Source organism: Stenotrophomonas sp. 220_Sma (genome assembly GCF_056487375.1).
The window spans coordinates 3071368-3097241 of sequence record NZ_CM151348.1; the positions used below are offsets into that span (position 1 = coordinate 3071368).

The window sequence follows — 25874 nt, forward strand, 5'->3', positions numbered from 1 at the left end:
GCACAAGGGCGCGACGGCCTAGCGGCGGCGCCAGCGCGACGCCTTCTTCCGCAGGTGGTTTTCATCTTCCAGCCCGGGCTCGATGCCCTCTTCCCGCAGCAACCCTTCCAGGTACTGCCGCGCTTCGGCCAGCGACATCAGATCGGACAGGCGTTCCCCGTCATCGGCGATGACCGCATGCCCGATCACATCGCCGGGAGCGTACACCGGCGCGTGGGTCACCGCTACCAATCGGTAGCGCCCACGTAGTTCAAGTTGATGGGTGTATTCCTGCATGGCTTCACTCCGCGACGGCGTTCACATGTCGTTCCTGCGACGGCCCCGTTCGCCGCGCCCAGTGGGGTGGCAACGCGCAGGTGTCAGCACCGACAATACACGCCTGCGCCCCGGAGATTGTCATGGAATGGATTGCTCGCGCCCGCACGTTGGCCACCCAGGCCCACGCCGGGCAGTTCGACAAGGCCGGCCAGCCTTACATCGGCCATGTCGGCCGCGTGGCGGCACGGGTCAGCGGGGACGACGATGCCGAAGTGGTGGCCTGGCTGCATGATGTGGTGGAGGACTGCCCTGGCTCTGCCGCGCAGGTGCAGGACTTTCCCGCGCACATACAGCGCGCCGTGCACCTGCTGAGCCGCAACCGCAGCGCCGATACGGACCTGTACTACGCAGGCATCGCGGGCAACCCGCTGGCGCTGAAAGTGAAGCTGGCCGACATTGCCGACAATGCCGATGAGCAACGGCTGGCCGCACTGGACAGCGCCACCGCCGAACGCCTGCGCGGCAAGTACCGGCACGCACTGTCGGCCCTGGGCGCACGCCGCACACCACTGCAACCGCCCCGCTACAGCCCGTCCAGCGAGCGCGAAGAGCCGGCACCACGCCAGCGCCTGGCAGCGCTGATGCACGCCGGTGAGCAACTGGACGCAGTGGTGTGCGGCTTGGATCGCATCAACGCCGGCTTCCGCGAGGAAACTGAACAGGCCGCTGCGCTTCTGCTGTTCATGCACGACCAGAAGGTGCTGCACAGCCTGGCCCGCGTCCGCCGCATTGTCCTGCTGGAGCTGGAGGCGCAGATGGAACTGGAGGCCTACGACACCTGGATGGACACGGGGACGCCGGACTGGACGCCGCCCTATGGGGAAAGCGCCGAAGGCATACTGCAGCGCTTCATCGATACCTGTGGACCGCTGCCGCGCTGGCAAGGCGTGCCTGCCGACCCGCCCGGTGACTGAGCCCGGCCGCTGGGCACGGATCGAACGCTGTTTTACCGCCAGCATGGCTGCTGCTGTTGCGGTGCAGCAGTACAATGCACGGCTCCCCGCCCCCATCGCGCCCCCGCATGAGCCCCAACTCTTCCCTGGCTGCGCGGCTGACGCCCCGTCAGCGCACCCTGATCATCCTTGCCCTGTCACTGGGCGGCTTCGCCATCGGCACCAGTGAATTCGCCAGCATGGGCCTGATGCTGGAGATCAGCCGTGGCCTGTCGATCAGCGAAACCCAGGTCGGCCACCTGATCAGCGCCTACGCCATCGGCGTGGTCGTCGGCGCGCCGATCCTGGCCTTCGTCGGCGCCAGTTTCCCGCGCCGCAAGCTGCTGCTGGCGCTGATGGGCTTCTACGCCGTCGGCAACCTGGCCAGCGCCCTGGCCCCGAACTACGGCACGATGCTGATCGCACGTTTCGTTGCCGGCCTGCCGCATGGCGCCTACTTCGGCGTGGCGATGCTGGTGGCCGCCGCGATCAGCCCGGCCGGCCAGCGCGGCCAGGCGATGTCGCGCGTACTGCTGGGCCTGTCGATCGCGATCCTGGTCGGCAATCCGCTGACCACCTGGCTGGGCCAGCAGTTGAGCTGGCGCACCGCCTTTGCCCTGGTCAGCGTGCTGGCCATCGCCACCGTGGCAATGATCGCGCGCTTCCTGCTGCCCGATCCGGACGAGGTGCGCACCTCGCCGATGCGCGAACTGCGTGCCTTCAACACCACCCAGGTGTGGCTGGCACTGGCGATCGGCGCGGTCGGTTTTGCCGGCATGTTCTGCGTGTTCACCTACCTGGCGCCGACCCTGGTGCAGGTCACCGGCGTGGCCGAATCGTGGATGCCGCTGGCCGTGGGCGTGTTCGGCATCGGCGCGATCATCGGCAACATCGCCGGTGGCTGGCTGGTCGACAAGTTCCACTTCAAGGCCGCTGCGGTGGTGCTGCTGTGGTCGATCGTGATGCTGCTGCTGTATCCGCTGGCCGCGCAATCGGTGTGGACCATCGGCCCGATGATCATCACCGTCGGCACCATGGGTGCGTTGGCTGCGGTGCTGCAGACGCGCCTGATGGACGTGGCCGGCGAAGCACAGACCCTGGCTGCCGCCTCCAACCATGCCGCCTTCAATACCGCCAACGCGCTCGGCCCGTGGCTGGGTGGCATGGCGATCAGCGCCGGCTTCAGCCCGGCCAGCACCGGCTACGTCGGTGCGGCCACCGCCATCGGCGGCCTGCTGCTGTGGTGCGTGGCGGTGATGCTGGACAAGAAGCGCAAGATCACCGTCACAGGCAGCCACTGAACACCGCACCGGGTCGTCAGCCGTTGCCCATGCGGCGGCGGCGATCCGGTCGCAGCATCGCCACGTCGCCGGCCGCCAGCGTCGGCCGCGCCAGCTCACCGCGCTGCACGCGGTCCAGCACCCGCCGGGAATTGGCCGCGCAATCGATGCCCTCCGGCCGCGCCTGGATATCTTCGATCAGGGCCAGCAGGTGCGCACGGCTCTCTGCCAGCCGCAACTGCAGCGCTTCGATGTCGGCCACCTTCTGCTGCAGCATCGTGATCAGTGCCTCGTGCTGCCATTGGCCCATGTCCGGCGGCAACAGCGCGCGGATTTCTTCCAGGCTGAAACCGGCGCGCTGCGCACCGGTGATCAGTTCCAGCAGCAGCACCGCCTGCTCCGGATAATCGCGGTAGCCGTTGGCCTGGCGCTGGACCACCAACAACCCGGCCTCTTCGTAGAAGCGGATGCGCGACGCTGCCAGGCCCGTGCGGCGGGCCAGCTCACCGATCTTCATCTGCCTGAACCCTCGACATGGAAGCCTGTTGACCTTCAATCAAACTTGAAGGTTAGCGTAGCCCCATTCCCCTGTCCTGGAGCTGTCCGATGTCGCTGTTCTCGCCCCTGGCACTGCCCTCCGGTGCCGTCATCCGCAACCGCATCGCCAAGGCGGCGATGGAGGAAAACATGGCCGACGCTGACCACGCTCCGTCCGAAGCGCTACTGCAGTTGTACCAGCGCTGGGCCGACGGCGGCGCCGGACTGATCATCACCGGCAACGTGATGGTCGATGGGCGCGCCATGACTGGGCCCGGCGGAGTGGTACTGGAAGACGATCGCCACCTCGACCGCTTCACTGCCTGGGCGGACACTGCCCGCTCGCGGGGTGCGCAGATGTGGATGCAGATCAATCACCCGGGGCGGCAGATGCCGGCCGCACTCGGTCAACCCGCGCTCGCGCCGTCGGCCGTTGCATTGCAGATGGGCGCGCTGTCCAAGCAGTTCGCACCGCCGAAGGCGATGACCGAGGACGACATCGACTCGGTGATCGCGCGCTTCATCCGCAGTGCCGAACTGGCCGAGCGCGCCGGTTTCAGTGGCGTGGAGATCCATGCCGCGCACGGCTACCTGCTCAGCCAGTTCCTGTCACCGCTGTCGAACCGGCGGGAGGACCAGTGGGGCGGCAGCCTGGAAAACCGTGCGCGCCTGCTGCTGGAGATCGTGCAGGGTGTACGCGCGGCGGTGGCGCCCACATTCGTGGTGGCGGTGAAGCTCAACTCCGCCGATTTCCAGCGCGGCGGTTTCTCGCCCGAGGATGCGCGCGCCGTGGTGGAGATGCTGGCCCCCCTCGGCGTGGATCTGGTCGAACTGTCCGGCGGCAGCTATGAAGCACCGGCCATGACCGGCGCCGCACGCGACGATCGCAGCGTGGCCCGCGAAGCGTACTTCCTCGAATTCGCACGCGAGATCGCCACGGTGGCAACGATGCCGTTGATGGTCACCGGCGGCATCCGCCGCCGCGAGGTGGCAGAACAAGTACTGGCCAGCGGCGTAGCCATGGTCGGCATCGCCACCGCACTGGCGATCGAGCCGGATCTGCCACAGCACTGGCAGCAGGGCCGCGACCCGGTGCCGACGCTGCGCAACATCAACTGGCGCAGCAAGCCGCTGGCGGCCAGCGCGCACATGGCGGCAGTGAAGTATCAGCTGGGCCGGTTGAGCCGGCGCCGCCCCACCGCACCCACGGTTTCACCGGCGTGGGCACTGCTGCTGGCACAGGCGGCCGCAAAGTGTCGGACCCGCCGCTACCGGCGCTGGATCAGCGCCCGCGCCATCGCACATTGAGCCGCGCGGTCTTCTCATCGCCGCAGCGATGCTCCACCATCTGCAGGGCCGGCGGCAGTCCGCCGCCGGTCGCAGCACGCAGAAGGAACCACCGTGGCAGCAGGATCAACCAGGAACCGCGAAAAGCTGCTCGATGACCTGCTCTCGCTGGGCCGCAACTGGGCACTTGCCATCGCCATCGCCGGTGCCGGGGCTGCCGTCCACTACAACGAATCGGTCTACGAGGCCGGGCTCTGGCGCGGCCTGTTGCCCACGCTCTGCTTCCTGGTCGCGATCATCTGGATCGTGCTCAGCATCATCCGCTTCGACCTGACCATCCAGCAGCACTTCGAGCGCAAGCTGTCACGCTGGCTCAGCCGCCTGCTCTACGTGGTGCTGCTCGGCACCGGCATCACCGCCGTGTTCTTCGTCACCGAGCTGGCAGAGAACAATCATATTGCGCGGATGTGCGACTCGGTCGCCAACGAACCCGGCAGCCGCATCCACAGGTCGGCCGAATGCCAGCGCCTGTATCAGCACCGCGCTGCCTACCGGCAACGGCTGGAATCGGCCGAGGGTGAGTTCGACTGAGGCCTGCGTAGGCCCTGCATCGCGTGCGCAAAAAACACATGGCGTGGATATGTGATCGGGCACAGTGGCTGCGCCTCCCTTGCAGCAAACGAACGCCGCCGACATGCGCCACCCGCCCGCCCCTGCCCGTCACGATGCCATCGCTCTGCAGGCTGGCGTGCTCGGCAGTGTGCTGGGCGTGACGCTGTTCAAGGCGATCGCACTGTCAGCGCTGGCGAGTGGCTCTTTGATGGTGATCGGGCTGTGGCTGCTGGCCTGCGCGCTGCTGGCTGCCTGGGCACTGGCCGCCTGCCTGGCCTGCCTTGCGCTCAGCCGGCGCGTATTCGTGCTGATGCTGGCGCTGAGCATGATGCTGATGATCTGCGTCGCCTGACAGCAGCAGGCGCCGGACTATCGCGCATCTGTTACAGAATAACAAGTGTGATTGGACGGATTGCGCGCGCCTGGGGTCACAGATTTGAATTCCATGGCCAGCCCGGCACCACCCGAGACCTCCCCATGCACCTGCCGCCCCTGCTTCGCGCCTCCCTCACCGCCGTTGCCCTGGCCTCGCTCAGCGCCTGTGCCACCTATGACGACAGCAACATGCATCAGGCCTGCCAGGAGTCGCCGCATCTGAAGGACCTGCCGCGCGAAGTGGCTGCCCGCGAGAGCCGCTGCAACAAGAGCATGGAAGTGTGGTCGAGCGAGCGCAAGGGCAGTGACAGGCCGATCGACCTGAGCGGCAAGAAGAAGGATCTGTAACCGCACCCGGCGCAGCCCACATCGGCTGCGCCTCCGCCCTGTACGTCAGTCAGCCTCCGGCAGTCCGAACCCGCGCTGCAACGCTTGGCGCAACCCTGCCTGATCACCTCCCGCATCGCAGGCCCACGCGACAATTCCATCGGGCCTCACCAGTACCGCCCCCAGGCCGAGCGCATCGTCCACCACCGAGGCAATGCAGGTGAACGGCTGTCGCCAACGGGCGACGGGGTTGTACGAAGCGCCGCTCTCATCGAGCACAAGCAACACCCCCTGCCCCGTCCTCAGCACCTCTCCCATGCGGCGGCCATTGGCCAGCAGGAAATCCGGCACGCTGCGACCGGCCAATGGATGGCCATCGCCCAGATCGAGCTGTTGCGACACGCCCCAGACCCGTTCGGCCAGATAGGTGGCGCCATCGCGGGTGCCGGCCAGATCGGCCATGACCGCCGCCAACGCGCGCGAACCGGCTCCAGGACGCATCAGCGCAACCTGCGCGCGCGACCAGTCCAGTACGTTGGCGCCAATTGGATGCCGTTCCGCGTGATAGCTGTCCAGCAGCGCCACGTCAGCGTCACCGCGTATCACGCTGGCCAGTTTCCAGCCCAGGTTCATCGCATCGCCGATGCCCAGATTCAGGCCCTGCCCTCCCAACGGGGAATGCACGTGTGCAGCGTCGCCTGCCAGCAGCACGCGGCCGTTGCGATAGGCGCTGGCCTGGCGCGCACCATCGGTCCAGGTGCTGTGCAGATGCAGCGCGGTGATGGTCACGTCGCGGGCAGACACACGTCGCAGCAGCGATTGCGCTTCATCCAGCGCGAGAGGTTTTCGATGCCCGGCACCTCCATCGAAATCGGCAAGCGCGAGCACACCGGGGGGATTGAAATTGCACATGCCCTGCGCGGTGTACTGACGGCCCGGGGTCAGCACGCCGGGATCTTCCAGATCGACCTGCAGCGAATGACCGGTGAATTCGGGATCCGTGCCGATGAAACTGAAACCGCATTGCTTGCGCACTGTGCTGCGGCCTCCATCGCAACCTACCAGCCAGCGACCACGTACCGCCCCGTCAGCGGTCTCGATCTCCACTTCGGTGGCACCGGCGCGCACCGCCTGTACCGCACGCCCGCGTTCGATGCGCACGCCCAGCGTGGTCGCACGTTCGGCCAACACCGTTTCCAGGGCCTGCAGCTCCACCGCCATCTGGGTGCCCACCGGCGACGGCAGGCGCCAGGTCCAGCGCGTGCGGTCGACGTCGTCCAAGACAAACGGTATTCCGGCGAAGTGGCCGCCCAGCGCCCGCGGCTGCGCGAGCCAATGGGCGGTGCCGGGCGGCGGCGCCCCCTTCTCGGGCTTGAGCACCTGTGTCGCGGCGACCGCGTCCAACAGGCCGCGCCGATCCAATGCCTCCAGCGTAGGGGCGTTCAAGCCGCGCAGCCCGAATGGCAAGCGCTTCAACGGCGAGCCGGCGGACCTGGCCTGTTCCAGCACCAGCACTGAACACCCGGCCTGGGCCAGTTCACTGGACAGGAACAGGCCGACCGGGCCGGCACCGGCAATGACGACGTCGTACAGCATGGGAAATCCTTGTGAGCACCGGGTCGGCGCTCTGGCGGGTCAAATGTTACACTCGGTGTACGTTTCCACAAGTGAACCGCCCATGACCCCGCCTCCAGGTCGTCGCGAACAACGCAAGGCCGAGACCCGACAAGCGATTTCGGACGTCGCCACCGAGCTGATCATCCGGCGTGGCTTCGAGGCCGTCTCCATGTCCGAAATCGCCGAAGCCGCGGGCGTCTCACGCAAGACGGTCTTCAACTACTTCGCCAGCAAGGAAGACCTGGTGTTCGATCGCGATGAGGAGGCGCGCATGCTGCTGCGCGAGGGCATGATGGCGCGCAGCGGCATGACCCCGCTGGCGGCCTTCCAGTCGCTGGTGCGCGAGTTGCTGGAGGCTGGCCATCCGCTGCTGCGCATCAATGCCGGCGCTGCCGCCTTCTGGGGCACCGTGGCGGAGAGCCCGGTACTGGTCGCGCACGCGCGACGGCTGCAGGCGCAGTTGACTGACGACCTGGCGCGATTGATGGCCGACGCTGCCGGCCGGCCAGAACATGACGCCGAAGCGCGATTGGGCGCGGCCATGCTGCTGGCGTCGATGGTGGCGGCCTATGAGAAGGGATTGGCAAGCCAACTGCAGGGCGAGGACCCGCGTGAGGCCATACTGCAGCTGATCGTGCGCGGCGCCACCGGGGTACTGGTAGCCTTGGCGGGCACCCCGTATACGGACCCCGGCGCGCGTCCATAACGCATTCGGGGGATAGGTCACGAAGTGTTGCAAATGCTAATCTTTCTCATTTGCAGACACACGCCCTCTCCCGATGCCTTTTCCAATACCCCTGCAACGCGCCCTGTGCCTGGCACTGACCCTGCCCCTGGCAACCCTTGCCCATGCTGTCGAGCCCTCCACTGCCGCGCCAAAGGACCTGGACAAGGTCGAAGTTCGCGGACGTGCACAGACCCTGTACCGGGTGGACGATGCTGCGGTCGGCACCCGCACGGATACACCGCTGGAGCTGGTCCCACAATCGATCCAGGTCATCCCGCGTGAACTGATCGACGATCAGGCCGCGCGTCAGGTGACCGACCTCTATCGCAGCATCAGCGGCATCAGCTACTTCAGCTATGCCGGGGTGACCCTGCGCGGCTTCCGCCAGGAGAACGTGCTGTATGACGGCCTGCGCGGCGACCCGTATGCAGGTTTCTCGGTCCCGCAGTTGTTCAACATCGAGCGCGTGGAAGTGCTGAAGGGACCGGCAGGTGCGCTGTATGGCGGTGGTGATGCAGGCGGCGTCATCAACTATGTAACCCGCAAACCGAAAGCCAGTGCCGGACGCAACATCGAGATCCAGCTGGGCGACAAGAACTTCCGTGCCGGATCGATCGAGGGTACCGGGCCGTTGAATGCCTCCGGCAGCGTGCGCTATCGCGCCGGGCTGTATGCCGACAGTGAAAAGGGCGTGCGCTGGAACACCGACAGCGAAAGCGTGATCGGCGACGCCTCGCTGGCCTTCGACATCGGCCAGACCGGCGAGCTGGTGCTGCAGTTCACCGACATCACCCAGAACCTCGGCGGCAACCGCCTGCGCGGCGTGCCGGTGAATGATGCGGGCACCTTCCTGACCGATCGCCGCTGGAACCACAACGAGGCCAGCGACTTCCTCGACATGCGCGCCAAAGTGGCGCTGGCGCAGTACCGCTTCGCACCACGTGACAATCTGGATGTGGATTTTGCCGCTCGCTGGTTCAGCAACAACGAGCACCAGATGTACCACGAGCCGATGGGCCTGATCGATCGTGACCGCGATGGCGTGGCCGAGTGGATGACCCGCCAGCTGCGCAACCAGATCCGCGACAACGAAGCATTCACTGCCAACGGTAATGCAGTCTGGCGGGTGACCACCGGCACCGTCGAGCACAAGGTGTTGTTCGGTGCGGACGTGTATCAGCTGGATGCGGATTTCACTGCACAGACCGCCAACAGCGCCGACCTTGCACGTGGTGCGGGGCCGGTGCGCGGCATCGACCTGTTCAATCCCGTGTACGGCGACAGTACCTGGCACGACTACAACCTGGCGGCCCTGCCCTGGCGCAGCACGTCCACCCGCAGCAAGCGCTATGGCGGCTACCTGCAGGACGAGCTGGCACTGGGCACACGCTGGCATGTGCTGGCCGGGTTGCGCTGGGATGGCTTCAAGGACGACGACCGCATTGCCGGCAGCAGCGTGGATGGCAACGACCTCAGCTGGCGGCTGGGCAGCACGTTCACCGTCCGCGAAGGCCTGAATGTCTACGCCAATGTGGCCAGCGGCTTCGTACCGCAGAGTGCTGCCAACCAGAACCCGGCCGCTGGCGGGCCGTTCAATGCAGAACGCAGCAAGCAGTGGGAAGTGGGCATAAAGTCCCTGCTGGCCGACCGTGTGACCTTGAACATGGCCGCCTACCGGATCGACCGCAGCAATATCGTGCAGGCAACCGGCGAAGTGATCGGTGGCGTGAACCAGTTGGCCGCGCTGGGCCTGGTGCGCAGTACCGGCATGGAGCTGGATCTGCTGGCCGACCTCACCGAGCGCTGGGTGCTAAATCTGACCTACGCCTACAACGATGCGCGGGTGAAGGACGCAGGCCCGAACGGCATCACCAACGCTTCCGGCGACCGATTTGCCAATGCGCCGCGCAACAAGCTGGGTCTGTGGACGCGCTACGACCTGCCGTCGATCAATTCGGCCATCGGCTTTGGTGCTGACCATGTGGGTGAGCGCGTCAGTCTGGACGGGCAGACGGTCAAGGCTTACACCGTGTTCGACATGAGCTGGAAGACCACATGGAAGCAGTGGCAGTTCCAGGCCAACGTCAAGAACCTGTTCGACAAGGTGTACGCGGCCAGTGGCTTCATCGAACGCAACGGGCATTTCCCGGGCGAGCCACGGCGGGTGTATATGCAGGCGGCTTACAGCTTCTGACGCAGGGCTGGGAGCGGTGATGATGGGGAGGTGGCAACCCACCTCCCCTGTGGGTGTCAGTGCGAGCAGGCCACCAGCATCGAGCGGGTGGCCATCTGGGTGGAGGTGAAGCCGTTCTTGTTGCCCACCGCGATGGCGTTGCCGTCGTCGCCATCCTTGCTGAAGACTACATAGCCGCCTGGGCACATCTGTCCGGCCTTTTCGTAGCAGCCACTCCAGGAACTGGAGCCGCTGCAGTCGATGGAGACGCCGCGCCGGCCATCAGGGGTAACGGTCATCTTCGCGGTGGTACAGCCACTCAACGCGGCCACGAGCAACAACGGAACGAACAACTTCATGGGTACTCCAGGGATTGGGGGGCAGCGAGTGGGCGCCAAGGCTGGAGTGCCTGGATTGCGCGAACCTTGCGCCGACAGCGTGTTTCCTGCGTCACCACAGCCGTGCGGAAGATCGGGAAGGCACGCCATGTTCACGCAATGTTCCTGTAATACGGTGCCGGCGCGTGCCGAACCGCCCTGCCACACCCCTTCCTGCCCAAGCCCTGCCGATGCACATCCTGCTGATCGAAGACGAAGCCGAACTGGCCGCCACCCTGAAATCCGCCCTGCAGCGCGAGCGCTACGTGGTGGACCTGGCCAACACGCTGGCACTGGCCCGCGAAGCGGCCCTGTGCGGATCGCACGATCTGGTGCTGCTGGACCGTACCCTGCCCGACGGTGACGGGCTGGGATTGATTTCCCTGCTGCGTGAGCGCAACCCCGGGGTGCCGATCATCGTATTGAGCGCGCTGGGCCAGCTGCCGGACCGCATCGCCGGCCTGGATGAGGGCGCGGACGACTATCTGACCAAGCCCTTCGCACTTGAGGAACTGTTCGCCCGCATCCGTGCTGCAGGGCGCCGGCCGAGCGGCATGCAGGTGGAACTGGTCAGCATCGGCCGGTTGGTGTTCGACCCGGCATCGGGTGAAGCCAGCGTGGGCGGGCAACGGCTTGAGCTGCCGCGCCGCGAGATCCGTGTGCTGACCGCGTTGGCCCGGCGGCTGGGACGCACCGTGCTGCGCGAATCGATTGAGATGGCGGTGTATGGATTCGATGACGGCATCCATTCCAACACGCTCGACTCGCACGTCTCGCGCCTTCGCCGCAAGCTGGCCGATGCCGATGCAGGAGTAGAGATCCACGCCATCCGCGGCGTCGGCTATCTGATGCGGGAAGCCAAGTAATGGCGCGTCGTCCCTCGCTGAAGCGCCCGTTGATCGTCAAAACGCTGATCTATCAGCTGCTGGCGTTGCTGGTGGCGTTCTTCGCGCTGCTGATGGTGCTGATACGTGCCGACAGCGGTGGCTACTACACCATCCAGACCTTCGCGCCGGTGGCGGCCGACGCGGTGCACCGCGACCGCAACGGCGACCTCTACGTGCAGAACACGCCGGAACTGGCCGAACTGCTGAAGGTTGTTCCCGGTGCATGGTTCATCGCCGAGGATGAGCACGGCCACCACGTTACGTTCGGGCCTGTGCCGCCGGCCTATGCCTCGCTGGTTGGCGCACTGGATGGCATCCCCTTTGGCGACCTGCGCGGGCGCGACCGCAGCGATGGCCTGGCCGTCGTGGTCCGCCAGCACAGCGGGCCGGCCGGCAAGCTGACCATCATGGCCCATGGCGAAACCGATACGCTGACCTGGCAGATGGCGTTGGCGGCACACATCATCACCCTGCCGATCTTCCTGCTGCTGGGCCTGGCCACCATCGTCCTGACACCGATCATCGTGAGACGAGCCCTGGCCGGGGTGGAGCGCATCGCCCAGGAAGCCCGCAACATCTCCGCCAGTCGCCGCGGTGTCCGCCTGACAGAAACCGCGGTGCCGGTGGAGATCGCTCCGTTGGTGACGGCGGTGAATGAAGCACTGGAGCGGCTGGACGAGGGGCACGAGCGGCAACGCCGCTTCATCGCCGCCGCCGCGCATGAGCTGCGCACCCCCATTGCGATTCTGAGGGTGAAGGTCGATGCGGCCGACGACGCCACCTCGCGCAACCTGGCCGTGGAAGTGGCACGGTTGGCGACGCTGGCAGAGCAGTTGCTGGATCTGCACCGCATGGACGAAGACGGGCCGAAGGAAACCATCAACCTGGCGCGGGTGGCCAAACGGGTGGCCGCCGATCTGGCGCCGCTGTTGATCCAGTCGGACAAGACCGTAGCCGTGGCGGTGGAATCGCACTTCCCGGTGTTCGGCGAGACCGGCGCAGTGGAGCGGGTAATCTCCAACCTGGTGCTGAATGCTGCCGAACATGGCGGACGCCAGATCATCGTGCGCGTTCAGGGCAGCTGCCTGGAGGTCGAGGACGATGGCCCCGGCATACCGGTCGACCAGCGCGAACGGGTTTTCGAACCCTTCCAGCGGCTGCGGCCACGGCAGACAGGCGCAGGCCTGGGGTTGAACCTGGTGCGCCAGGTGATCGACCGCCACGGCGGCCACGTCACGATTCTGGATGCGCCTGGCGGTGGTGCATTGATCCGTGTTGAGTTTCCACTGCACCCGGGCGTGACCAGCGCGCCACCGCTGGAGCACTGAACACACCGCGTGCACCTGTGTAACTGGCACCTGTCCATGCGATGCCGGTAGCGAGGACAGGCAAGGTTGCGGCAATGTTCGCTGGACAGCATCGGGGTGTGGCACCTGCCGTGCCACCGCGTTCCGATCTGACAGGAAGCCTGCATGTGACCCAGGGAGTTCCGCCACCGTCCTCTTCCACGCGCACTGTACCACCGCGGAATTCGCCGGGCCTTACCGCTGCCGCATGGAATCGCCACCCGCGTACTGGCCGCGCGCTCGGCATGGAACATTGGCCGCATTGGCTGCGGGCAGTTCCCGAAACCGAGCGCGCAGGTGTATTGATGCGGCTGTTCGGCGCCCTGTTCCTGCTGCTGCCCGGCATTGCACTGGCGGCTTCAACGTATAGGCACGCCAGCGCTGCGGCGGCCGCTGCCGTGCTCCTGTTCGTTGCCGTGCATGCCGCGCTGCATGGGTTGGCGGCATGGCGCGCGGCAACCTCGCGCCCGATGTCACCACTGCTGCGCGCTCTGGATGATCATGCCGCTGGGATAATGATTGCCAGCGCGCTGCTGATCGCCATCGGTGCAGGAATGACGAAGCTGCCTGTTCCAACATTCTTCTGGTTGTTGGCCGGCGCGGTGAGTCAACTCTTCGCTGCGCGATTGTCAGGTCACCGGCTGCGCAATGCACTGCTGGTTCTCGGTAGCGCCCTGCAGTTCATCGCCGTAGCATTGCTCGCCCTTCTTGCCGCACGCTGACACAGCGACAGCCCCGCAAGGTTCACGCAATCCAGCGCATCGAGACTCGACGGCCAATCCCGTCTGCCACCCCAGACGTGTGTCTCTTCTGCCGCGAGGACCCGCGATGACCTGTCTCTACTGGATGCTGCGCCGATGAGCGCCGCACCACGCAAGCGCCGCCGGGCGCTCATGATTGCTACCGCCCTGCTGTTCAGCGCACTGATTCTGTTCGCATGGTTGCGGCCCGCACCACCTCCGCAACTGCAGGTTGCGCCGGTCGTTCGCGGCAGCATCGAACAGGTGGTGGAAGCCACTGGCACGCTGAAGCCCTCGCGACTGGTAAGCGTGGGCGCGCAGGTCTCCGGCCGCATCGACACCCTGCATGTGAAACTGGGCGACAAAGTGAAAGCCGGCGATCCCATCGCCGATATCGATTCGCGCACGCAGCGCAATGCATTGCTGAGCGCGCAGGCCGCACAGCGCACCGCGCGCGCCAACCGCGATGCACTGGCGACCGACCTGCGCCAGTTCGAGTTGACACTGCATCGGCAGCAGCAACTGGCTGCCGCGCAGCTGGTGGCCCGCGCCGACTTCGATGCAGCCAAGGCCAAGGTCGACGCCACCCGTGAACAGATCGCCGCGCTGGACGGTGAAGTTGCACGCCGACAGACCGACGTCGATGTCGCGCAGACCAATCTGGAGTACACCCGCATCACCGCCCCCACCGACGGCACCGTACTGGCCGTGGTCGCGCGCCAGGGGCAGACCGTGAATGCGGTGCAGAGCGCACCGACCATCGTGATGCTGGGCAATCAGGACGTGATGACGGTATACGCCGAGATCTCCGAGGCTGACGTCGTACACACCGCTGTTGGGCAGGAGGCGTTCTTCACCATTCTTGGTGATGCCGGTCGCCGCTACAGCAGCAGGCTTCGGGATATAGCACCAGCACCGGAATCGATCACCAACGAAGACAGTTCCAGCCTCGCCGCACCGGCGGTGTCGGGTGGCAGCCGCACGGCCATGTACTACAACGGCCAGTTCGACGTGGACAACGCCGATGGCCGCCTGCGCAGCTACATGACCGCGCAGGTTCGCATCGTGCTGGGCCGCGCCAACGACGTACTGACCATTCCCTCGGCCGCATTGGGGGCGCGCACCGCCGATGGCAGCTACAGCGTGCAGGTCCGTGGTGCCGACGGCCGCGCCAGCACGCGGCGCATCACCACCGGGCTGGATGACCAGATCCAGGTGGAAGTACGCGACGGGCTGAGGGAAGGCGAACAGGTCGTGCTTGCGCAGACCAACGACGAAGCCACAAGCGCACCCGCGCAACCCAAATGAGTACGACCATGACCGAGCCACTGCTGCGCGTTCGCGGCGTACGCCGTGAATTTGCCGCAGGCGAGCAGACACTGGTGGTACTCGACGGCATCGACCTGGATATTCACGCAGGTGAACTGGTGGCCATCGTAGGCCAATCCGGTTCGGGCAAGTCCACGCTGATGAACATCCTGGGTTGCCTGGATCGCCCTTCCGCCGGCGTCTATCAGATCGCCGGGCGCGAGACCGCGCAGATGTCGCCTGATGAACTGGCCGAACTACGCCGCGAGCACTTCGGCTTCATCTTCCAGCGCTACCACCTGCTGACCGATCTGACTGCACTGAGCAATGTGGAGGTGCCTGCGATCTACGCCGGCATGCCTGCCGAAGCACGCCATGCACGGGCAGCCACCTTGCTGTCGCGGCTGGGTCTGGGCGAGCGCATGCAGCATCTCCCTGGCGAGCTCTCGGGCGGCCAGCAGCAACGCGTTTCGATTGCGCGTGCGCTGATGAATGGTGGCGCGGTGATCTTCGCCGACGAACCCACAGGTGCGCTGGATACGCATTCCGGCAAAGAGGTGATGAAGATACTCGGCGAGCTGCACGCCGAGGGCCATACCGTGGTGCTGGTCACGCATGACATGGCCGTGGCCGAGCATGCGCAGCGCATCATCGAAATCCGCGATGGGCGGATCGTGGATGATCGTGCAACCGGTACTGCTCTGGCAGCGGGCGTGGTGAGGCCAGCCGCGCCCCAATCCGTGGGTAGCGGCGGCTGGCAGGTCTGGCGGGACCGGTTCGCTGAAGCCTTCCGCATGGCACTGCGCGCGATGAACGCCCACCGCATGCGCACCTTCCTGACCATGCTCGGAATCATCATCGGCATTGCTTCGGTCGTGGCGGTGGTAGCACTGGGCACCGGTGCACGGCAGGCCATCCTGTCCAACATCTCCTCGTTGGGTACCAACACCATCGAGATCCATCCCGGTTCCGGTTTTGGCGACCTGCACTCGGCGCGGGTGGAAACACTCACCCCCGGCGACAGCGTGGCCCTGGCCCGGCAGCCATTCGTGGACAGCGCCACCCCGGGTGTTGCCACCAGCGGCACCGCCCTGCGCGGCAATCGCTCTGCCAGTGTGCAGGTGCAGGGCGTCAGCGAGCAGTACTTCCGCGTGCATGGCCTGAAGCTCGGCGAGGGCGCCTTCTTCGGTCCACCCGGCGTGGCCGGCTACCAGCAGGTGGTGGTGATCGACGCCAATACCCGCGCACGCTTCTTCGCCGCGACCGACAACCCGATCGGGCAGACCCTGCTGCTGGGCAATGTCCCGGTGCGCGTGGTGGGTGTGGTGAAGAAGGACGCCGGTGCGGCCGGTGATGCATCGCTGCTGCGGGTATGGCTGCCCTACACCACCGCAATGGCGCGCGTACTGGGGCAGAGCCACGTCTCCAGCATCACCGTGCGCGTCTCGGATGCGATCAGCATGGAAGCGGCTGAGCAGGCCATCGCGCGACTGCTGACTCGCCGCCACGGCAGCACCGATTTCTACATGAGCAACAACGCGCAGATCCGTAGATCCATTGAACAGACCACCGGCATCCTGACCATGATGATCAGCTCCATCGCTGCCATCGCACTGGTGGTGGGCGGAATCGGGGTCATGAACATCATGCTGGTGTCGGTGACCGAGCGAACCCGCGAGATCGGCGTGCGCATGGCGGTGGGCGCGCGACGCAGCGACATCCTGCAGCAGTTCCTGATCGAATCGGTGCTGGTCTGCCTGCTCGGTGGCGTGCTCGGCATCGGCGTGGCGCTGGCGCTGGGCGCGGTGATGGAGCTGGCCGATGCGGGCTTCAGCCTGGTGTTCTCTGTCAATTCGATTCTGGCTGCATTCGTGTGTTCCAGCCTGATCGGCGTTGGTTTCGGCTTCCTGCCGGCACGCCGTGCCGCACAGCTGGATCCTGTGGAGGCGCTGGTTCGATAGCCGCTGCAATTGCTCGCCCTGACGGCAGGTTCGCGCAATGTCTGCAGGGTGTACTACGGCTACCAACGATGTCCGCACAGGAGCTGGACGATGTTTCTGAAGACAGGAAGAACCGCGCTGATTCTGGCGGTCGCTGCGCAGCTGGTGTTGATGCCGTACGCCGGCGACGCCCATGCGCAGCGTGGCGACCGCTACAACCCGCAGTGGAACCAGGACTACCGCGATCGGGAGCGCGATGCATGGGAACGGCGCGAACGTGAGCGGAATCATGAGCGCGAACGCGAGCGCCGGCACGATGCCAAGACCGCCGGTGTCGTGGTGGGCGTGGTAGGTGCAGCGGTGGTGGCCGGCGTGATTGCCGCTGCCGCCAAACGCGAGCGCGAGACCCGCGAGCGCGCCGACTACTGCATGAACCGCTACGGCAACTACGACCGCCGCAACGACACCTATCGCGGCGCCGACGGCTACACCTATCCCTGCCGCTGATCTGCAATTTTCAAGGAGAATCACCCATGACCAGGATCACTCTGTTGATCGCCCTGTGCACTGCCCCGTTGCTGGCCCAGGCCTCACCGGCCGACCCGAAGCAGGCCTACATCGACGCCACATTCACCGCCATGGATGCCAACAACGACGGACGCGTCGACAAGACAGAGTACGCGACATTTCAGCAGGAACGTTTCAGCAAGCAGGCCGATTCCATCGACGCCGCGTTTTCCGCGATGGACAGGAACAAAGACGGCAGGATCAGCAAGGAGGAAGCCAACGTGGTGCCGGAGATCGCGAAGTACTTCGCGGGCCTGGACACCGATGGTGATGGCTATCTGTCGCTGAAGGAAATGCAACAGGCCATGGTTGCCGCTCAGACTGCGGACGCACCAACAAAGTAAATCCAGGGCGGGGCGCTGAAGATGGATACCCATCCGGGCTCGGTGCGGGTTGAATACACCCTCTTCCCACGTTAGCCTCCGAGGTGCCCAAGGAGGGCTATCAACGGAGTGAAGCATGAAGATTGGATTCAAGCTGTCTGTTGCTATTGCGGCTGCTGCACTGACCCTGGGAATCGGCAGTGCCTCCGCGCAGTCCCGCTGTACCCCGTGCTACACCGCGTACGAGGCCTGCCTCGCAGCGGGCAATGGCGAGAAGGTGTGCTACCCGGCTTTTGCCCGCTGCCTGCGGAACAGCGGCTGCACCATCCCGTAAGTCACGCACTGCCGTGATGTGTGCCGGCCCCCATTTCGGGGGCTGGCATTGGCTGCCAGGCGCTGCCCCGAGCTACTGAAGAGGTTCCATACGCGTGGGCGGAGTGATTTCATCCCATCCGCATCGCGTTATTTTCGCGCGCCTGCACTTCGATATCCTGCTCGCCGCCCTTCACGAAGCGAGGCAGCGCTCCACATGCGCTGCCTGCAGCAATACCACTACCGCGATTGCTATGGCCTCCGAAACGCTGCGGGGTGCGCGGGCCATGTCGACCACACTCGGCGCTACGCTTCAGACCTCAGCTGTCGCTGTCCGTGCTTCTATGGCCACGATAGGTTTCGCCCCACTCGCGCATGGCCAGCAGCACCGGCACCAGCGTGCGCCCGAATTCGGACAGCTCGTACTCGACCTTCGGTGGCACCTCTGCATAGACATGGCGGATCACCACCCCATCAGCTTCCAGCTCCCGCAGCTGGCTGGTCAGCATGGACTGGGTGGCATTGGGCACCCGCCGCGTCAGCTCCATGAAGCGACGCTTGCCGGTCATCAGGTGAAAGAGGATGACAGGCTTCCACACGCCCCCCATGACCGACAGCGTGACCTCCACGGCGCAACCGCTCTTGCCATCCCAACGCTTGCTACGCATGCATACTCCGGAAAACCATAGTACCTACGGAAAATCATCGTTCTTGTTGCAATAGCAGTGCGAGCCTAGCATGGCCCCATTCCTTGAATGTGAGCCCCTCCATGACGTTCAAAGCACTGCTCGCCCGCAAGACGAACAACCAGGTTTCGACCGATCTGGTCGATTTTGATGAGGCCGATCTGATGGACGGCGACGTCCTGGTGCAGGTCGAGTACTCCACGCTCAACTACAAGGATGCGCTTGCCCTCACCGGCAAGAGCCCGGTCATCCGGACGTTCCCGCTCATTCCCGGCATCGATCTGGCAGGCGTGGTGCTGGAATCCAGCAGGGCCGACTTCAAGCCAGGCGACCGCGTTGTGCTCAATGGCTGGGGCCTGAGCATGAGTCACCACGGCGGCCTGGCACAGCGCGCCCGCGTGCGCGGCGAATGGCTCAACCGGATTCCCGACAACCTGAGCACCCGCGACGCAATGGCCATCGGCACCGCGGGCTATACCGCCATGCTGTGCGTGCTGGCCCTGGAACATGCCGGCGTGACGCCCGACAAGGGCGATGTGCTGGTGACCGGCGCCAACGGCGGTGTCGGCTCGATTGCGGTGGCGATCCTTTCAAAGCTGGGCTATCGCGTGGTGGCCGCCACCGGGCGCCCGGAGCATGCTGAGTATCTGCACAACCTGGGTGCGAGCGAAATCATCGACCGCGCGCAGCTTTCGGAACCACGCGACCGGCCGGTGAGCGCCGAACGCTGGGCCGGTGTGGTGGATGTGGCCGGCGGCCCTACCCTCGTCAACGCCATCGCCGAGACCAAGTACCGCGGTGCCGTGGCCGCGTGCGGCCTGGCGCAGAGCGACGCGCTGCACGGCTCGGTGCTGCCTTTCATCCTGCGCAACGTGACCCTTGCGGGCGTGGATTCGGTGAACGCGCCGCAGGACGTCCGCCAGCGCGCGTGGGACCGGCTTGCCACCGACCTGGATCCGCAGAAGCTTGAAAGCACGGTGCAGCTGATTGGGCTTGCCGACGTGCTTGAGGTTTACGAGCAGATCATTCCGGGCAAGGTGCGTGGGCGGATAGTGGTGGATGTGAATGCCTGAGGAAGCCTCCCCAGCGGATTCCATCCGGCAACGAATGGTGAACACGCCGTGAAACCATGCGTGCGGCAGTGGCCGTTTGCCACTGCTGCTCGCATACGCTCAGGTTTCCGCCGACTGTGGACACCGCCATGTCAATGACTGCACTCGCACTTGCGACCGCTCTTTCCGGCCTGCCCGACATTGCCTGGGAGCGCGAGCGCGGCGAAGACGCACATCAGCTGATGCTCTGCCAGATCCATCGCGATGAGCTGATGCAGGATGACGCGAAGAGCGATGCCTACCAACGCGCCAAGGCTGTCTGCGATCTCCTGGCGCGTGAGTACAGGAACAAATGGGATTTCGATGCGCAGGAGGCATTGGCGGCATCGGCAGTGGATCTGGATGAGCTGATCCGGCGGGGAGACCTGGTTGAGGTGCCTCCAACAAGGCAGGACCGCGTCTACGAGTGATTCCGTGCCGGCAGGTGCTGGCACCTGGAGCTGCCGCAGGGCAACCAGGTCCAGTGCCGATCGGCGAGGCTAGCGGATGCGACTCCGCGCCAGTGCCAGGCGCCTGATCTCGTCTGGCAGAAACACGACGCCGTCCTCCATTTCGATGCGCATCTGCGAGGCATCACCTTCGTGCCCCTGCATTGCAGCGGTCACCAGAATCTTCAGTGCATCCGTGCGGATATCGTAGCCGCCGACGGTGTGCTTCAAGGTACCCACACTGTTCCAGTCGATTTCCATGATCGGCGTCCACATCCACAGGCTTCATGCTGGCAACGGCCTTCGCCCACGTCAATGAAACCGGTCGCACGGCCGACCATGAAGCGAAAGGCCACGCGCGTGGTCAAGGCCCCTTATCATGGAGGGGTAAGGGCTCTGCAAGCCCAGTTGACGTACGCAAGGCAGTATCTGGATGTCTATGGAATGGCGCCCCTCGGGCTGGGGCCTACGTGTGACCCGCTCGCCGAACTGGTGGCTGCGACTTGACGGCGAACATGTTGAGCTTTTGATTGAAGGTCGCCAGTACCGGCAACACGTGGCTGACGACGAGCGCGTGCAGGTCATCCCTGGACTCTTCTGGGCCAAGGTCGTCCTGCAGACCCAGGGCGACGGCGTCCTGACCGTGGATGGACTGTCCAACAGCCAGGCTTCCCGGCTTGCGGCAGCGCTGCAGCAGCTGCGCTTTACGGGTACCACGCGCGGGCGCAAGGCACTGTTCGACACGATTCTGGAGCAGATCCAGTCGTGGCTGGCCGAAGCAGATGCCCTCATCGACCGGGGCAGCACCGGCCGCCGCTGGATCACGCACGAACACCAGCAGGCACTGCTGGCCGGTCGCCCCGCCCTGCCGCTCCCGCCGCGCGAGCTGGAACAATTGTTCCTGGATGAGGATGTGCACGAGGACCTGCATTCGCCCAGCCACCGTGCAGCACTGGACGCCCTGGGCGACTGGCAGCTGGACTGGCCCGAGGCGTGGGCCGACGCCAACGCAACCATGGCAGCGCGCGAACGGGTACTGGCCAAGGACTTCCTGGACCGGGTCGAGAGCAAGCCGCTGACCGACGAACAGGCCCGCGCCGTCATCTGTTTCGACAACCGCGTGCAGGTCGTCGCCTCCGCTGGCTCTGGCAAGACCTCCACCATGGTCGCCAAGGCCGCTTATGCCATTGATCGCGGCTTTGTCGAACCCGAACGGATCGTGATGCTCGCCTTCAACAAGGACGCTGCCAAGGAGCTGGAGGAGCGCGCGCAGCGATGCTTCGACCGGCTCGGCATGGGCGACACCGTGGTTGAAGCCCGGACCTTCCACGCCCTCGGCCTGGCCATCGTCGCCAAGGCCACCGGACGCAAGCCCGACATCCCCGAATGGACCACTGACGCCACGCTGGGCTTCAACAAGCTGGCCGAACTGGTGGATGACCTGAAGGACCGCTCGACCCACTTCCGCACCCAATGGGACATGTTCCGCCTGGTGTTCGGGCGCGACCTGCCGCCATTCGGCGCGGAAATGGAGGCCGACGGCTACGACCGCGATGGCACGCCCTACATCCGTACCCTGCAGGGGGAACGGGTGAAGAGCCTGGAAGAGTGCGTGATCGCCGACTGGCTCTTCTACAACGGCGTGACGTACGACTACGAGCGACGCTACGAATTTGATACCGCGACAGACACCCATCGCCAGTATCGCCCGGACTTCTACTATCCGGACGCCGGGCTGTATCACGAGCACTTTGCGCTGGATGCTGATGGTCAGCCGCCGAAGCACATTGCCAACTACAGCGAACGGATGCACTGGAAGCGCCAGCAGCATGTGGCACGCGGCACGGCCCTTGTCGAGACGACATCCTTTGGCCTGCGCAACGGGCATGCCCTGCGGGATCTCGCAGAGAAGCTTGGCGAGTGTGACATCGAGCTCGACCCGAACCCGGACCGCGAGCTGCCCGATCAGGGCGCCAAACCGATGCCCGATGCGGACCTGATCGGCTTGATGCGCACCTTCATTGCCCACGCCAAGAGCAACTGCCTGACGCTGGACGATATGGCCGCACGCCTGCGGCAGATGCCCGAGGATCAGTTCAAGGAGCGACACCGTCGCTTCCTGGAAATCGCAGGGCCGGTTTTCCAGGCTTGGGACAACGCACTGGCTGACGAGCGCGGCATCGACTTCGAGGACATGCTCAACATGGCGGCCGGGCTGCTGGAACAGGGCCGCTACGAATCGCCTTACGAGCTGGTGATGGCCGATGAATTCCAGGACGCTTCGCGCGCCCGCGCACGCCTCTGCCGTGCATTGGTCAGCCAACCGGGCCGCTATCTGTTTGCAGTGGGCGATGACTGGCAGTCGATCAACCGCTTCGCCGGGGCCGACGTTTCGGTAATGACCGGATTCCGCGAGTGGATGGGCCATGGCCAGGTGCTGAAACTGGAACAGACGTTCCGCTGCCCACAGGCGCTCTGCGATGTGTCCAGCCGCTTCATCAGCCGCAACCCCGCGCAGATCGCCAAAGCAGTTCGCTCAGCTGCACCGGCGATGGGCCCGGTACTGCAGGCGTTCCAGATGAACCGGCGTGAGGAGGTGCAGGATGGTGTTCGCCAGTACCTCGCCAAGCTGCATCAGCAGTTGTTGTCCGGGGCGGTGCCGCAAGGGCGCAACGGACGCGTGACGGTCTTCATCCTGGGGCGCTACCGCGCCGATCGCAGCGCGATGCCTTCGGATTGGAAGACAGCCTTCGGCAGCACGATGGAGGTCGAGTTCCTGACCGCACATCGATCGAAGGGGCGCGAAGCGGACTACGTAATCCTGCCGGGCATGATCAACCGCAGCTTTCCGAGCCTGCGCGCGGATGACCCGGTGCTTTCCCTGGCAATGCCGGATGGGGATACCTACCCACTGAGCGAAGAACGGCGGTTGTTCTATGTGGCGCTGACGCGAGCGCGGCGGTCGGTTGCGATGTTCACGCTGCAGGGCAAGCACTCGCCGTTCCTGGATGAGCTGGTCAAGGACGGGGCCGTGGAAGTGACGAGCCTGTCTGGCGCGGCCATCCACGAAGAACGCTGTCCGGTATGCAAGGTGGGCGTGTTCGTGGACCGCAATGGACCGCATGGGGCCTTCCGGTCGTGCTCCAGTTATCCGTTGTGCCACAACAAGCCGAAGGGTGGGCGGCGTGGGTAAGTGCATTCGGCCTCATCCATGTGCACCCGCCCAAACCAGGCTGCGCAGGCTGACGTAACGGCTCGATGTCTGGGCAGTAGCTGCGGAAGCAGCAAGAAAGGCCCCTGCTCCAAGGGGCATTTCCATGATTCTGGCAGAGAGAATGCCGGCCATGTAACCGACGTCGCTGGTACCAGCGACGTCGTCAACCGCACAAGGCGGACGGTGATCAGAACACGGCTCACCCGACACCTCAGGATGATTCCTTTGCAAAGACCGTCGCCGCTCCTCGCAAAAAATCCCATTCCTTCTTGACCCGAGCCAGCTCACGCTTAATGCGAGCCAGCTCGTCGTCCCGTGGCGCCCTGGTGCCGCCGAAAGCGGCAGCTCCCGGGTGCTGTGCTTCCCGCTTCCAGCGGGTCAGTAGGGTGTCCCGAACTCCCGGCTCCCACGCCACCTGGGCACAGCTGACGCCGGGCTGGCTTGCCTGCTCAACCACACCACGCTTGAACTCGACACTGAACTTCCTACGCTTTGACATGAACACTCCTCATGGCCTGCATCGGCCCTCTTGTGAGTGTCCGTGAAAACGGGATTGAACCCGTCGCCCGGCCAGACAGCGTGCACGTCAGCCCGCGGTACAGAGGACCGGGAAGGCGAATCGCGATGCCGCCGACCACGCGCTGCACGACACGCAGTTCACCAAGCGCGAGCGCCAGGAGCGCGCCGCCTACTACACAAACGAAGCCGAGCGGCGGGAGTTCCGCGCAGCGCTCGGCGGCCAGCAGATCACCAGTATCAAGGAGGCGCACTCATGACCCGTTGGCGTGACACTTATCGCGGCCGATCACTCGGCCGGCACAATTCCCGCCTCCACTGCGGCCGCATCGCAAGCGGTATCAACTTGTGTGATATGGCCATGCACGAGCTGCACCACCTTCATAGTGGTGCCCCAATCATTGTCTGACGGAACGCCAGCCAACGTCTCAGCGCTTGGAAATATGCGCGCCCAATTCTGGACGATCGCCATAGCGGCGGCCAAGTGTCCGGCAACCGGATGGCCGATGTAATGCAGCCGATCGCTGAGCGACTCCGCCACCGGGAATCTTTGCAGGAGTACCGAGCCTCGTATGCGACTACGGAAGCCCGGGTCTGCCAAGAACTGTCTTTCTGCGCCCTCAGCGAGCATCGCGTCCAACGTGCCTTTCAAGATGCCACGGGCCAATGCCGCCTCAGCCCGTATTTGGATGAGGACCAGCAATCGGCGAGCACGCTCTTGGTCGGCACGGGCTTTCGATTCCTCCGACGCAATTTTCACGGCCAAGTTCGCAGCTCGATTGGCCGCTCTGCCCAGTCTTACGGACATGCGCCCAAGACAGTTTGCCTGGCGGCCAAGCCGAAGCGTAGCGATGCCGAGAAATACCGTCGCAAAGACTGCGAGTGTCGCGACGACAACCGCCCACCCGTCCCACCAGACGACACAGCCGTCGACCCCCAAGCCCGAGCACGTACTAAAGCCGCTCCACCAGCTCATTCCCTGATCCCCCTGTGGACTGCCGGGTATTCTGCCACGCCAATGCGGCCGGAGGAGATCACCCATGGCTGACCAGCTGCTCACCGCTGCACCTGTGCTCAACGTCACCCGCGCGCAATTCGTTGCTTCGCCCGGCGCGAGCGTCCTTGCCGCTCGATTCCAATGTCTATTGTCGTGCGTTCACGTCGTGATCCGCCCAGGCGAGCATGTGTGCGACACCAGGTTCTCCTTGCGCGCGCCTCACACCGCCCCTTGCACCCAATGTCTTAGGTAGACCACCGATGACTGACGGCTTTCCTGCTTCCAGATCGAAGCTCCCCACCGCTCCCGCCTGGGAGCGATTGATGGTGACCCAGTGCCAGCGAGAGGAAATGCGGCACGAAGACGCCCACGCAGATGTTTCCGTTCACTCCATCCGTGCCACCGCATGGTTTGCTTGGAGGGGTCAATCCAAGTACCACGGTGGGTTTGCGGGAGCACGCCGCGGCGCGGCGTCATTCAAACCATTGGGATTTCCTCAGGGAACGAGAGGAGAGTGCGACTCTCCTCTCGCGGACATCTCATTTCTTCCAGCCGTTGTCCAAGAACGCGTTGAGGTCGTCGCGCTTGAACGGTGCCCTGCCCGCATACGTAGCCAGTTTAGTGCCGACTTTCTTCCTATTCTCGTCAGTCAGACCATAACCGCGAGTCTTCAGATACTGATCAATGAAGTAACTCACCTCGTACTGCTCGGTCATCGAGACAAACACTCGATCTATCGGACCACGGTAGTGCTTGTTATCGCTGCTGTTCCAGTTCATTTCGGCCTCCATTAAGTGCCAAGCACAGACTATATCCCCCAGCACACTGCGGCCACGGACAGCCATGTGGATAAGTTGTGGATTAAGAAAATTAAAGCTCGGCTCCGAGGCCCCCAGACTACGCCAGAGCTATAGCCACAAAATGGAGGGCGCATAA

27 protein-coding genes and 1 pseudogene are annotated in these 25874 nt (G+C 64.9%); 19 read left to right on the top strand and 9 right to left on the bottom strand.

The window, feature by feature from the left end:
- Window positions 1-18: 18 nt before the first annotated feature.
- Complete coding sequence (locus ACZLIB_RS14440) at window positions 19-276, bottom strand: hypothetical protein (protein WP_478068510.1); 258 nt, start codon at window positions 274-276, stop codon at window positions 19-21.
- A 122-nt stretch (window positions 277-398) separates the two neighbouring features.
- Between ACZLIB_RS14440 and ACZLIB_RS14445 the strand changes: the two genes are divergently transcribed.
- Window positions 399-1232 (top strand): hypothetical protein, encoded by an 834-nt coding sequence (locus ACZLIB_RS14445; RefSeq protein ID WP_478467981.1) that lies wholly within the window; start codon window positions 399-401, stop codon window positions 1230-1232.
- A 107-nt stretch (window positions 1233-1339) separates the two neighbouring features.
- A complete protein-coding gene (locus ACZLIB_RS14450) occupies window positions 1340-2551 on the top strand; it encodes an MFS transporter (protein ID WP_478467982.1) in 1212 nt (403 codons plus the stop codon).
- Between the two features lie 16 nt (window positions 2552-2567).
- On the opposite strand, the gene ACZLIB_RS14455 is transcribed toward ACZLIB_RS14450, so the two are convergent.
- Window positions 2568-3047 (bottom strand): MerR family transcriptional regulator, encoded by a 480-nt coding sequence (locus tag ACZLIB_RS14455; RefSeq protein ID WP_478467983.1) that lies wholly within the window; start codon window positions 3045-3047, stop codon window positions 2568-2570.
- 89 nt (window positions 3048-3136) lie between these two features.
- On the opposite strand from ACZLIB_RS14455, the gene ACZLIB_RS14460 reads away from it, so the two are divergent.
- The 4 genes from ACZLIB_RS14460 to ACZLIB_RS14475 all read left to right on the top strand — a co-directional run bounded on the left by ACZLIB_RS14460 (window position 3137) and on the right by ACZLIB_RS14475 (window position 5689).
- On the top strand, window positions 3137-4375 hold the full coding sequence (locus tag ACZLIB_RS14460) for an NADH:flavin oxidoreductase/NADH oxidase family protein (protein ID WP_032128599.1): 1239 nt from the start codon (window positions 3137-3139) through the stop codon (window positions 4373-4375).
- A 93-nt stretch (window positions 4376-4468) separates the two neighbouring features.
- The gene (locus ACZLIB_RS14465) at window positions 4469-4945 is read left to right on the top strand and encodes a hypothetical protein (RefSeq protein ID WP_049398236.1); all 477 of its coding nucleotides are present in this window, start codon (window positions 4469-4471) and stop codon (window positions 4943-4945) included.
- Window positions 4946-5048: 103 nt separating this feature from the next.
- The gene (locus tag ACZLIB_RS14470) at window positions 5049-5318 is read left to right on the top strand and encodes a hypothetical protein (RefSeq protein WP_032128601.1); all 270 of its coding nucleotides are present in this window, start codon (window positions 5049-5051) and stop codon (window positions 5316-5318) included.
- 125 nt (window positions 5319-5443) lie between these two features.
- A complete protein-coding gene (locus tag ACZLIB_RS14475) occupies window positions 5444-5689 on the top strand; it encodes a hypothetical protein (protein ID WP_336683864.1) in 246 nt (81 codons plus the stop codon).
- A gap of 45 nt (window positions 5690-5734) precedes the next feature.
- Here the strand turns inward: ACZLIB_RS14475 and ACZLIB_RS14480 are convergent, their stop codons facing one another.
- A complete protein-coding gene (locus tag ACZLIB_RS14480; RefSeq protein ID WP_478467985.1) occupies window positions 5735-7264 on the bottom strand; it encodes an FAD-dependent monooxygenase in 1530 nt (509 codons plus the stop codon).
- A gap of 82 nt (window positions 7265-7346) precedes the next feature.
- Between ACZLIB_RS14480 and ACZLIB_RS14485 the strand changes: the two genes are divergently transcribed.
- Window positions 7347-7991, top strand: a complete 645-nt coding sequence (locus ACZLIB_RS14485) for a TetR/AcrR family transcriptional regulator (RefSeq protein WP_478467986.1) — start codon at window positions 7347-7349, stop codon at window positions 7989-7991.
- Window positions 7992-8064: 73 nt separating this feature from the next.
- The gene (locus tag ACZLIB_RS14490; RefSeq protein ID WP_478467987.1) at window positions 8065-10206 is read left to right on the top strand and encodes a TonB-dependent siderophore receptor; all 2142 of its coding nucleotides are present in this window, start codon (window positions 8065-8067) and stop codon (window positions 10204-10206) included.
- Window positions 10207-10262: 56 nt separating this feature from the next.
- On the opposite strand, the gene ACZLIB_RS14495 is transcribed toward ACZLIB_RS14490, so the two are convergent.
- Window positions 10263-10544, bottom strand: coding sequence for a hypothetical protein (locus ACZLIB_RS14495; protein WP_012511452.1), 282 nt, complete (start codon window positions 10542-10544; stop codon window positions 10263-10265).
- 209 nt (window positions 10545-10753) lie between these two features.
- Between ACZLIB_RS14495 and ACZLIB_RS14500 the strand changes: the two genes are divergently transcribed.
- From ACZLIB_RS14500 to ACZLIB_RS14535, 8 genes are all read left to right on the top strand, one after another.
- Window positions 10754-11428 carry a response regulator transcription factor gene (locus tag ACZLIB_RS14500; RefSeq protein ID WP_032128606.1) on the top strand — a complete coding sequence of 225 codons (675 nt, stop codon included), beginning with the start codon at window positions 10754-10756 and terminating at the stop codon, window positions 11426-11428.
- Window positions 11428-12777: a sensor histidine kinase gene (locus ACZLIB_RS14505; RefSeq protein ID WP_032128607.1), complete on the top strand. Its 1350-nt coding sequence runs from the start codon at window positions 11428-11430 to the stop codon at window positions 12775-12777. The genes ACZLIB_RS14500 and ACZLIB_RS14505 overlap by 1 nt, the downstream gene beginning before the upstream one ends.
- A gap of 323 nt (window positions 12778-13100) precedes the next feature.
- A complete protein-coding gene (locus tag ACZLIB_RS14510; protein WP_049398289.1) occupies window positions 13101-13517 on the top strand; it encodes a hypothetical protein in 417 nt (138 codons plus the stop codon).
- A 135-nt stretch (window positions 13518-13652) separates the two neighbouring features.
- Window positions 13653-14843: an efflux RND transporter periplasmic adaptor subunit gene (locus ACZLIB_RS14515; protein WP_049398242.1), complete on the top strand. Its 1191-nt coding sequence runs from the start codon at window positions 13653-13655 to the stop codon at window positions 14841-14843.
- A complete protein-coding gene (locus ACZLIB_RS14520) occupies window positions 14840-16804 on the top strand; it encodes a MacB family efflux pump subunit (RefSeq protein WP_478467988.1) in 1965 nt (654 codons plus the stop codon). Before ACZLIB_RS14515 ends, ACZLIB_RS14520 begins: the two co-directional genes overlap by 4 nt.
- 90 nt (window positions 16805-16894) lie before the next feature.
- Window positions 16895-17290 (top strand): hypothetical protein, encoded by a 396-nt coding sequence (locus ACZLIB_RS14525; RefSeq protein WP_049398244.1) that lies wholly within the window; start codon window positions 16895-16897, stop codon window positions 17288-17290.
- A gap of 26 nt (window positions 17291-17316) precedes the next feature.
- Entirely contained in the window at window positions 17317-17694 is a 378-nt protein-coding gene (locus ACZLIB_RS14530) for an EF-hand domain-containing protein (protein WP_049463021.1), read from the top strand.
- Window positions 17695-17809: 115 nt separating this feature from the next.
- Complete coding sequence (locus ACZLIB_RS14535; protein WP_032128612.1) at window positions 17810-18007, top strand: hypothetical protein; 198 nt, start codon at window positions 17810-17812, stop codon at window positions 18005-18007.
- A gap of 298 nt (window positions 18008-18305) precedes the next feature.
- Here the strand turns inward: ACZLIB_RS14535 and ACZLIB_RS14540 are convergent, their stop codons facing one another.
- Window positions 18306-18653 (bottom strand): winged helix-turn-helix transcriptional regulator, encoded by a 348-nt coding sequence (locus ACZLIB_RS14540; protein WP_107431662.1) that lies wholly within the window; start codon window positions 18651-18653, stop codon window positions 18306-18308.
- Window positions 18654-18754: 101 nt separating this feature from the next.
- Here ACZLIB_RS14540 and acuI point away from each other — a divergent pair, with 101 nt between their 5' ends.
- Together acuI and ACZLIB_RS14550 are read left to right on the top strand one after the other, a co-directional pair.
- Window positions 18755-19744, top strand: coding sequence for an acrylyl-CoA reductase (NADPH) (gene acuI / locus ACZLIB_RS14545; RefSeq protein WP_107431663.1), 990 nt, complete (start codon window positions 18755-18757; stop codon window positions 19742-19744).
- Window positions 19745-19872: 128 nt separating this feature from the next.
- Window positions 19873-20193, top strand: coding sequence for a hypothetical protein (locus tag ACZLIB_RS14550; protein WP_049463018.1), 321 nt, complete (start codon window positions 19873-19875; stop codon window positions 20191-20193).
- A gap of 69 nt (window positions 20194-20262) precedes the next feature.
- Here ACZLIB_RS14550 and ACZLIB_RS14555 read toward each other — a convergent pair whose 3' ends face one another.
- On the bottom strand, window positions 20263-20487 hold the full coding sequence (locus ACZLIB_RS14555; RefSeq protein ID WP_049463017.1) for a hypothetical protein: 225 nt from the start codon (window positions 20485-20487) through the stop codon (window positions 20263-20265).
- Between the two features lie 163 nt (window positions 20488-20650).
- Between ACZLIB_RS14555 and ACZLIB_RS14560 the strand changes: the two genes are divergently transcribed.
- Window positions 20651-23404, top strand: a complete 2754-nt coding sequence (locus ACZLIB_RS14560) for a UvrD-helicase domain-containing protein (protein WP_478467990.1) — start codon at window positions 20651-20653, stop codon at window positions 23402-23404.
- A gap of 221 nt (window positions 23405-23625) precedes the next feature.
- Here the strand turns inward: ACZLIB_RS14560 and ACZLIB_RS14565 are convergent.
- The 3 genes and pseudogenes from ACZLIB_RS14565 to ACZLIB_RS14575 all read right to left on the bottom strand — a co-directional run.
- Window positions 23626-23924, bottom strand: a pseudogene (locus tag ACZLIB_RS14565) (transposase); the annotation flags it as partial.
- 306 nt (window positions 23925-24230) lie between these two features.
- Window positions 24231-24707: a hypothetical protein gene (locus tag ACZLIB_RS14570; RefSeq protein WP_478444811.1), complete on the bottom strand. Its 477-nt coding sequence runs from the start codon at window positions 24705-24707 to the stop codon at window positions 24231-24233.
- A 770-nt stretch (window positions 24708-25477) separates the two neighbouring features.
- Window positions 25478-25717, bottom strand: coding sequence for a hypothetical protein (locus ACZLIB_RS14575; RefSeq protein ID WP_279912174.1), 240 nt, complete (start codon window positions 25715-25717; stop codon window positions 25478-25480).
- Window positions 25718-25874: the final 157 nt, after the last annotated feature.

Coding starts and splice junctions, on each gene's coding strand:
- ACZLIB_RS14440 (WP_478068510.1), bottom strand. CDS start 276: ATGCAGGAATACACCCATCAACTTGAACTACGTGGGCGCTACCGATTG.
- ACZLIB_RS14445 (WP_478467981.1), top strand. CDS start 399: ATGGAATGGATTGCTCGCGCCCGCACGTTGGCCACCCAGGCCCACGCC.
- ACZLIB_RS14450 (WP_478467982.1), top strand. CDS start 1,340: ATGAGCCCCAACTCTTCCCTGGCTGCGCGGCTGACGCCCCGTCAGCGC.
- ACZLIB_RS14455 (WP_478467983.1), bottom strand. CDS start 3,047: ATGAAGATCGGTGAGCTGGCCCGCCGCACGGGCCTGGCAGCGTCGCGC.
- ACZLIB_RS14460 (WP_032128599.1), top strand. CDS start 3,137: ATGTCGCTGTTCTCGCCCCTGGCACTGCCCTCCGGTGCCGTCATCCGC.
- ACZLIB_RS14470 (WP_032128601.1), top strand. CDS start 5,049: ATGCGCCACCCGCCCGCCCCTGCCCGTCACGATGCCATCGCTCTGCAG.
- ACZLIB_RS14475 (WP_336683864.1), top strand. CDS start 5,444: ATGCACCTGCCGCCCCTGCTTCGCGCCTCCCTCACCGCCGTTGCCCTG.
- ACZLIB_RS14480 (WP_478467985.1), bottom strand. CDS start 7,264: ATGCTGTACGACGTCGTCATTGCCGGTGCCGGCCCGGTCGGCCTGTTC.
- ACZLIB_RS14485 (WP_478467986.1), top strand. CDS start 7,347: ATGACCCCGCCTCCAGGTCGTCGCGAACAACGCAAGGCCGAGACCCGA.
- ACZLIB_RS14490 (WP_478467987.1), top strand. CDS start 8,065: ATGCCTTTTCCAATACCCCTGCAACGCGCCCTGTGCCTGGCACTGACC.
- ACZLIB_RS14495 (WP_012511452.1), bottom strand. CDS start 10,544: ATGAAGTTGTTCGTTCCGTTGTTGCTCGTGGCCGCGTTGAGTGGCTGT.
- ACZLIB_RS14500 (WP_032128606.1), top strand. CDS start 10,754: ATGCACATCCTGCTGATCGAAGACGAAGCCGAACTGGCCGCCACCCTG.
- ACZLIB_RS14505 (WP_032128607.1), top strand. CDS start 11,428: ATGGCGCGTCGTCCCTCGCTGAAGCGCCCGTTGATCGTCAAAACGCTG.
- ACZLIB_RS14510 (WP_049398289.1), top strand. CDS start 13,101: ATGCGGCTGTTCGGCGCCCTGTTCCTGCTGCTGCCCGGCATTGCACTG.
- ACZLIB_RS14515 (WP_049398242.1), top strand. CDS start 13,653: ATGAGCGCCGCACCACGCAAGCGCCGCCGGGCGCTCATGATTGCTACC.
- ACZLIB_RS14520 (WP_478467988.1), top strand. CDS start 14,840: ATGAGTACGACCATGACCGAGCCACTGCTGCGCGTTCGCGGCGTACGC.
- ACZLIB_RS14525 (WP_049398244.1), top strand. CDS start 16,895: ATGTTTCTGAAGACAGGAAGAACCGCGCTGATTCTGGCGGTCGCTGCG.
- ACZLIB_RS14530 (WP_049463021.1), top strand. CDS start 17,317: ATGACCAGGATCACTCTGTTGATCGCCCTGTGCACTGCCCCGTTGCTG.
- ACZLIB_RS14535 (WP_032128612.1), top strand. CDS start 17,810: ATGAAGATTGGATTCAAGCTGTCTGTTGCTATTGCGGCTGCTGCACTG.
- ACZLIB_RS14540 (WP_107431662.1), bottom strand. CDS start 18,653: ATGCGTAGCAAGCGTTGGGATGGCAAGAGCGGTTGCGCCGTGGAGGTC.
- acuI (WP_107431663.1), top strand. CDS start 18,755: ATGACGTTCAAAGCACTGCTCGCCCGCAAGACGAACAACCAGGTTTCG.
- ACZLIB_RS14550 (WP_049463018.1), top strand. CDS start 19,873: ATGTCAATGACTGCACTCGCACTTGCGACCGCTCTTTCCGGCCTGCCC.
- ACZLIB_RS14555 (WP_049463017.1), bottom strand. CDS start 20,487: ATGTGGACGCCGATCATGGAAATCGACTGGAACAGTGTGGGTACCTTG.
- ACZLIB_RS14560 (WP_478467990.1), top strand. CDS start 20,651: ATGGAATGGCGCCCCTCGGGCTGGGGCCTACGTGTGACCCGCTCGCCG.
- ACZLIB_RS14575 (WP_279912174.1), bottom strand. CDS start 25,717: ATGAACTGGAACAGCAGCGATAACAAGCACTACCGTGGTCCGATAGAT.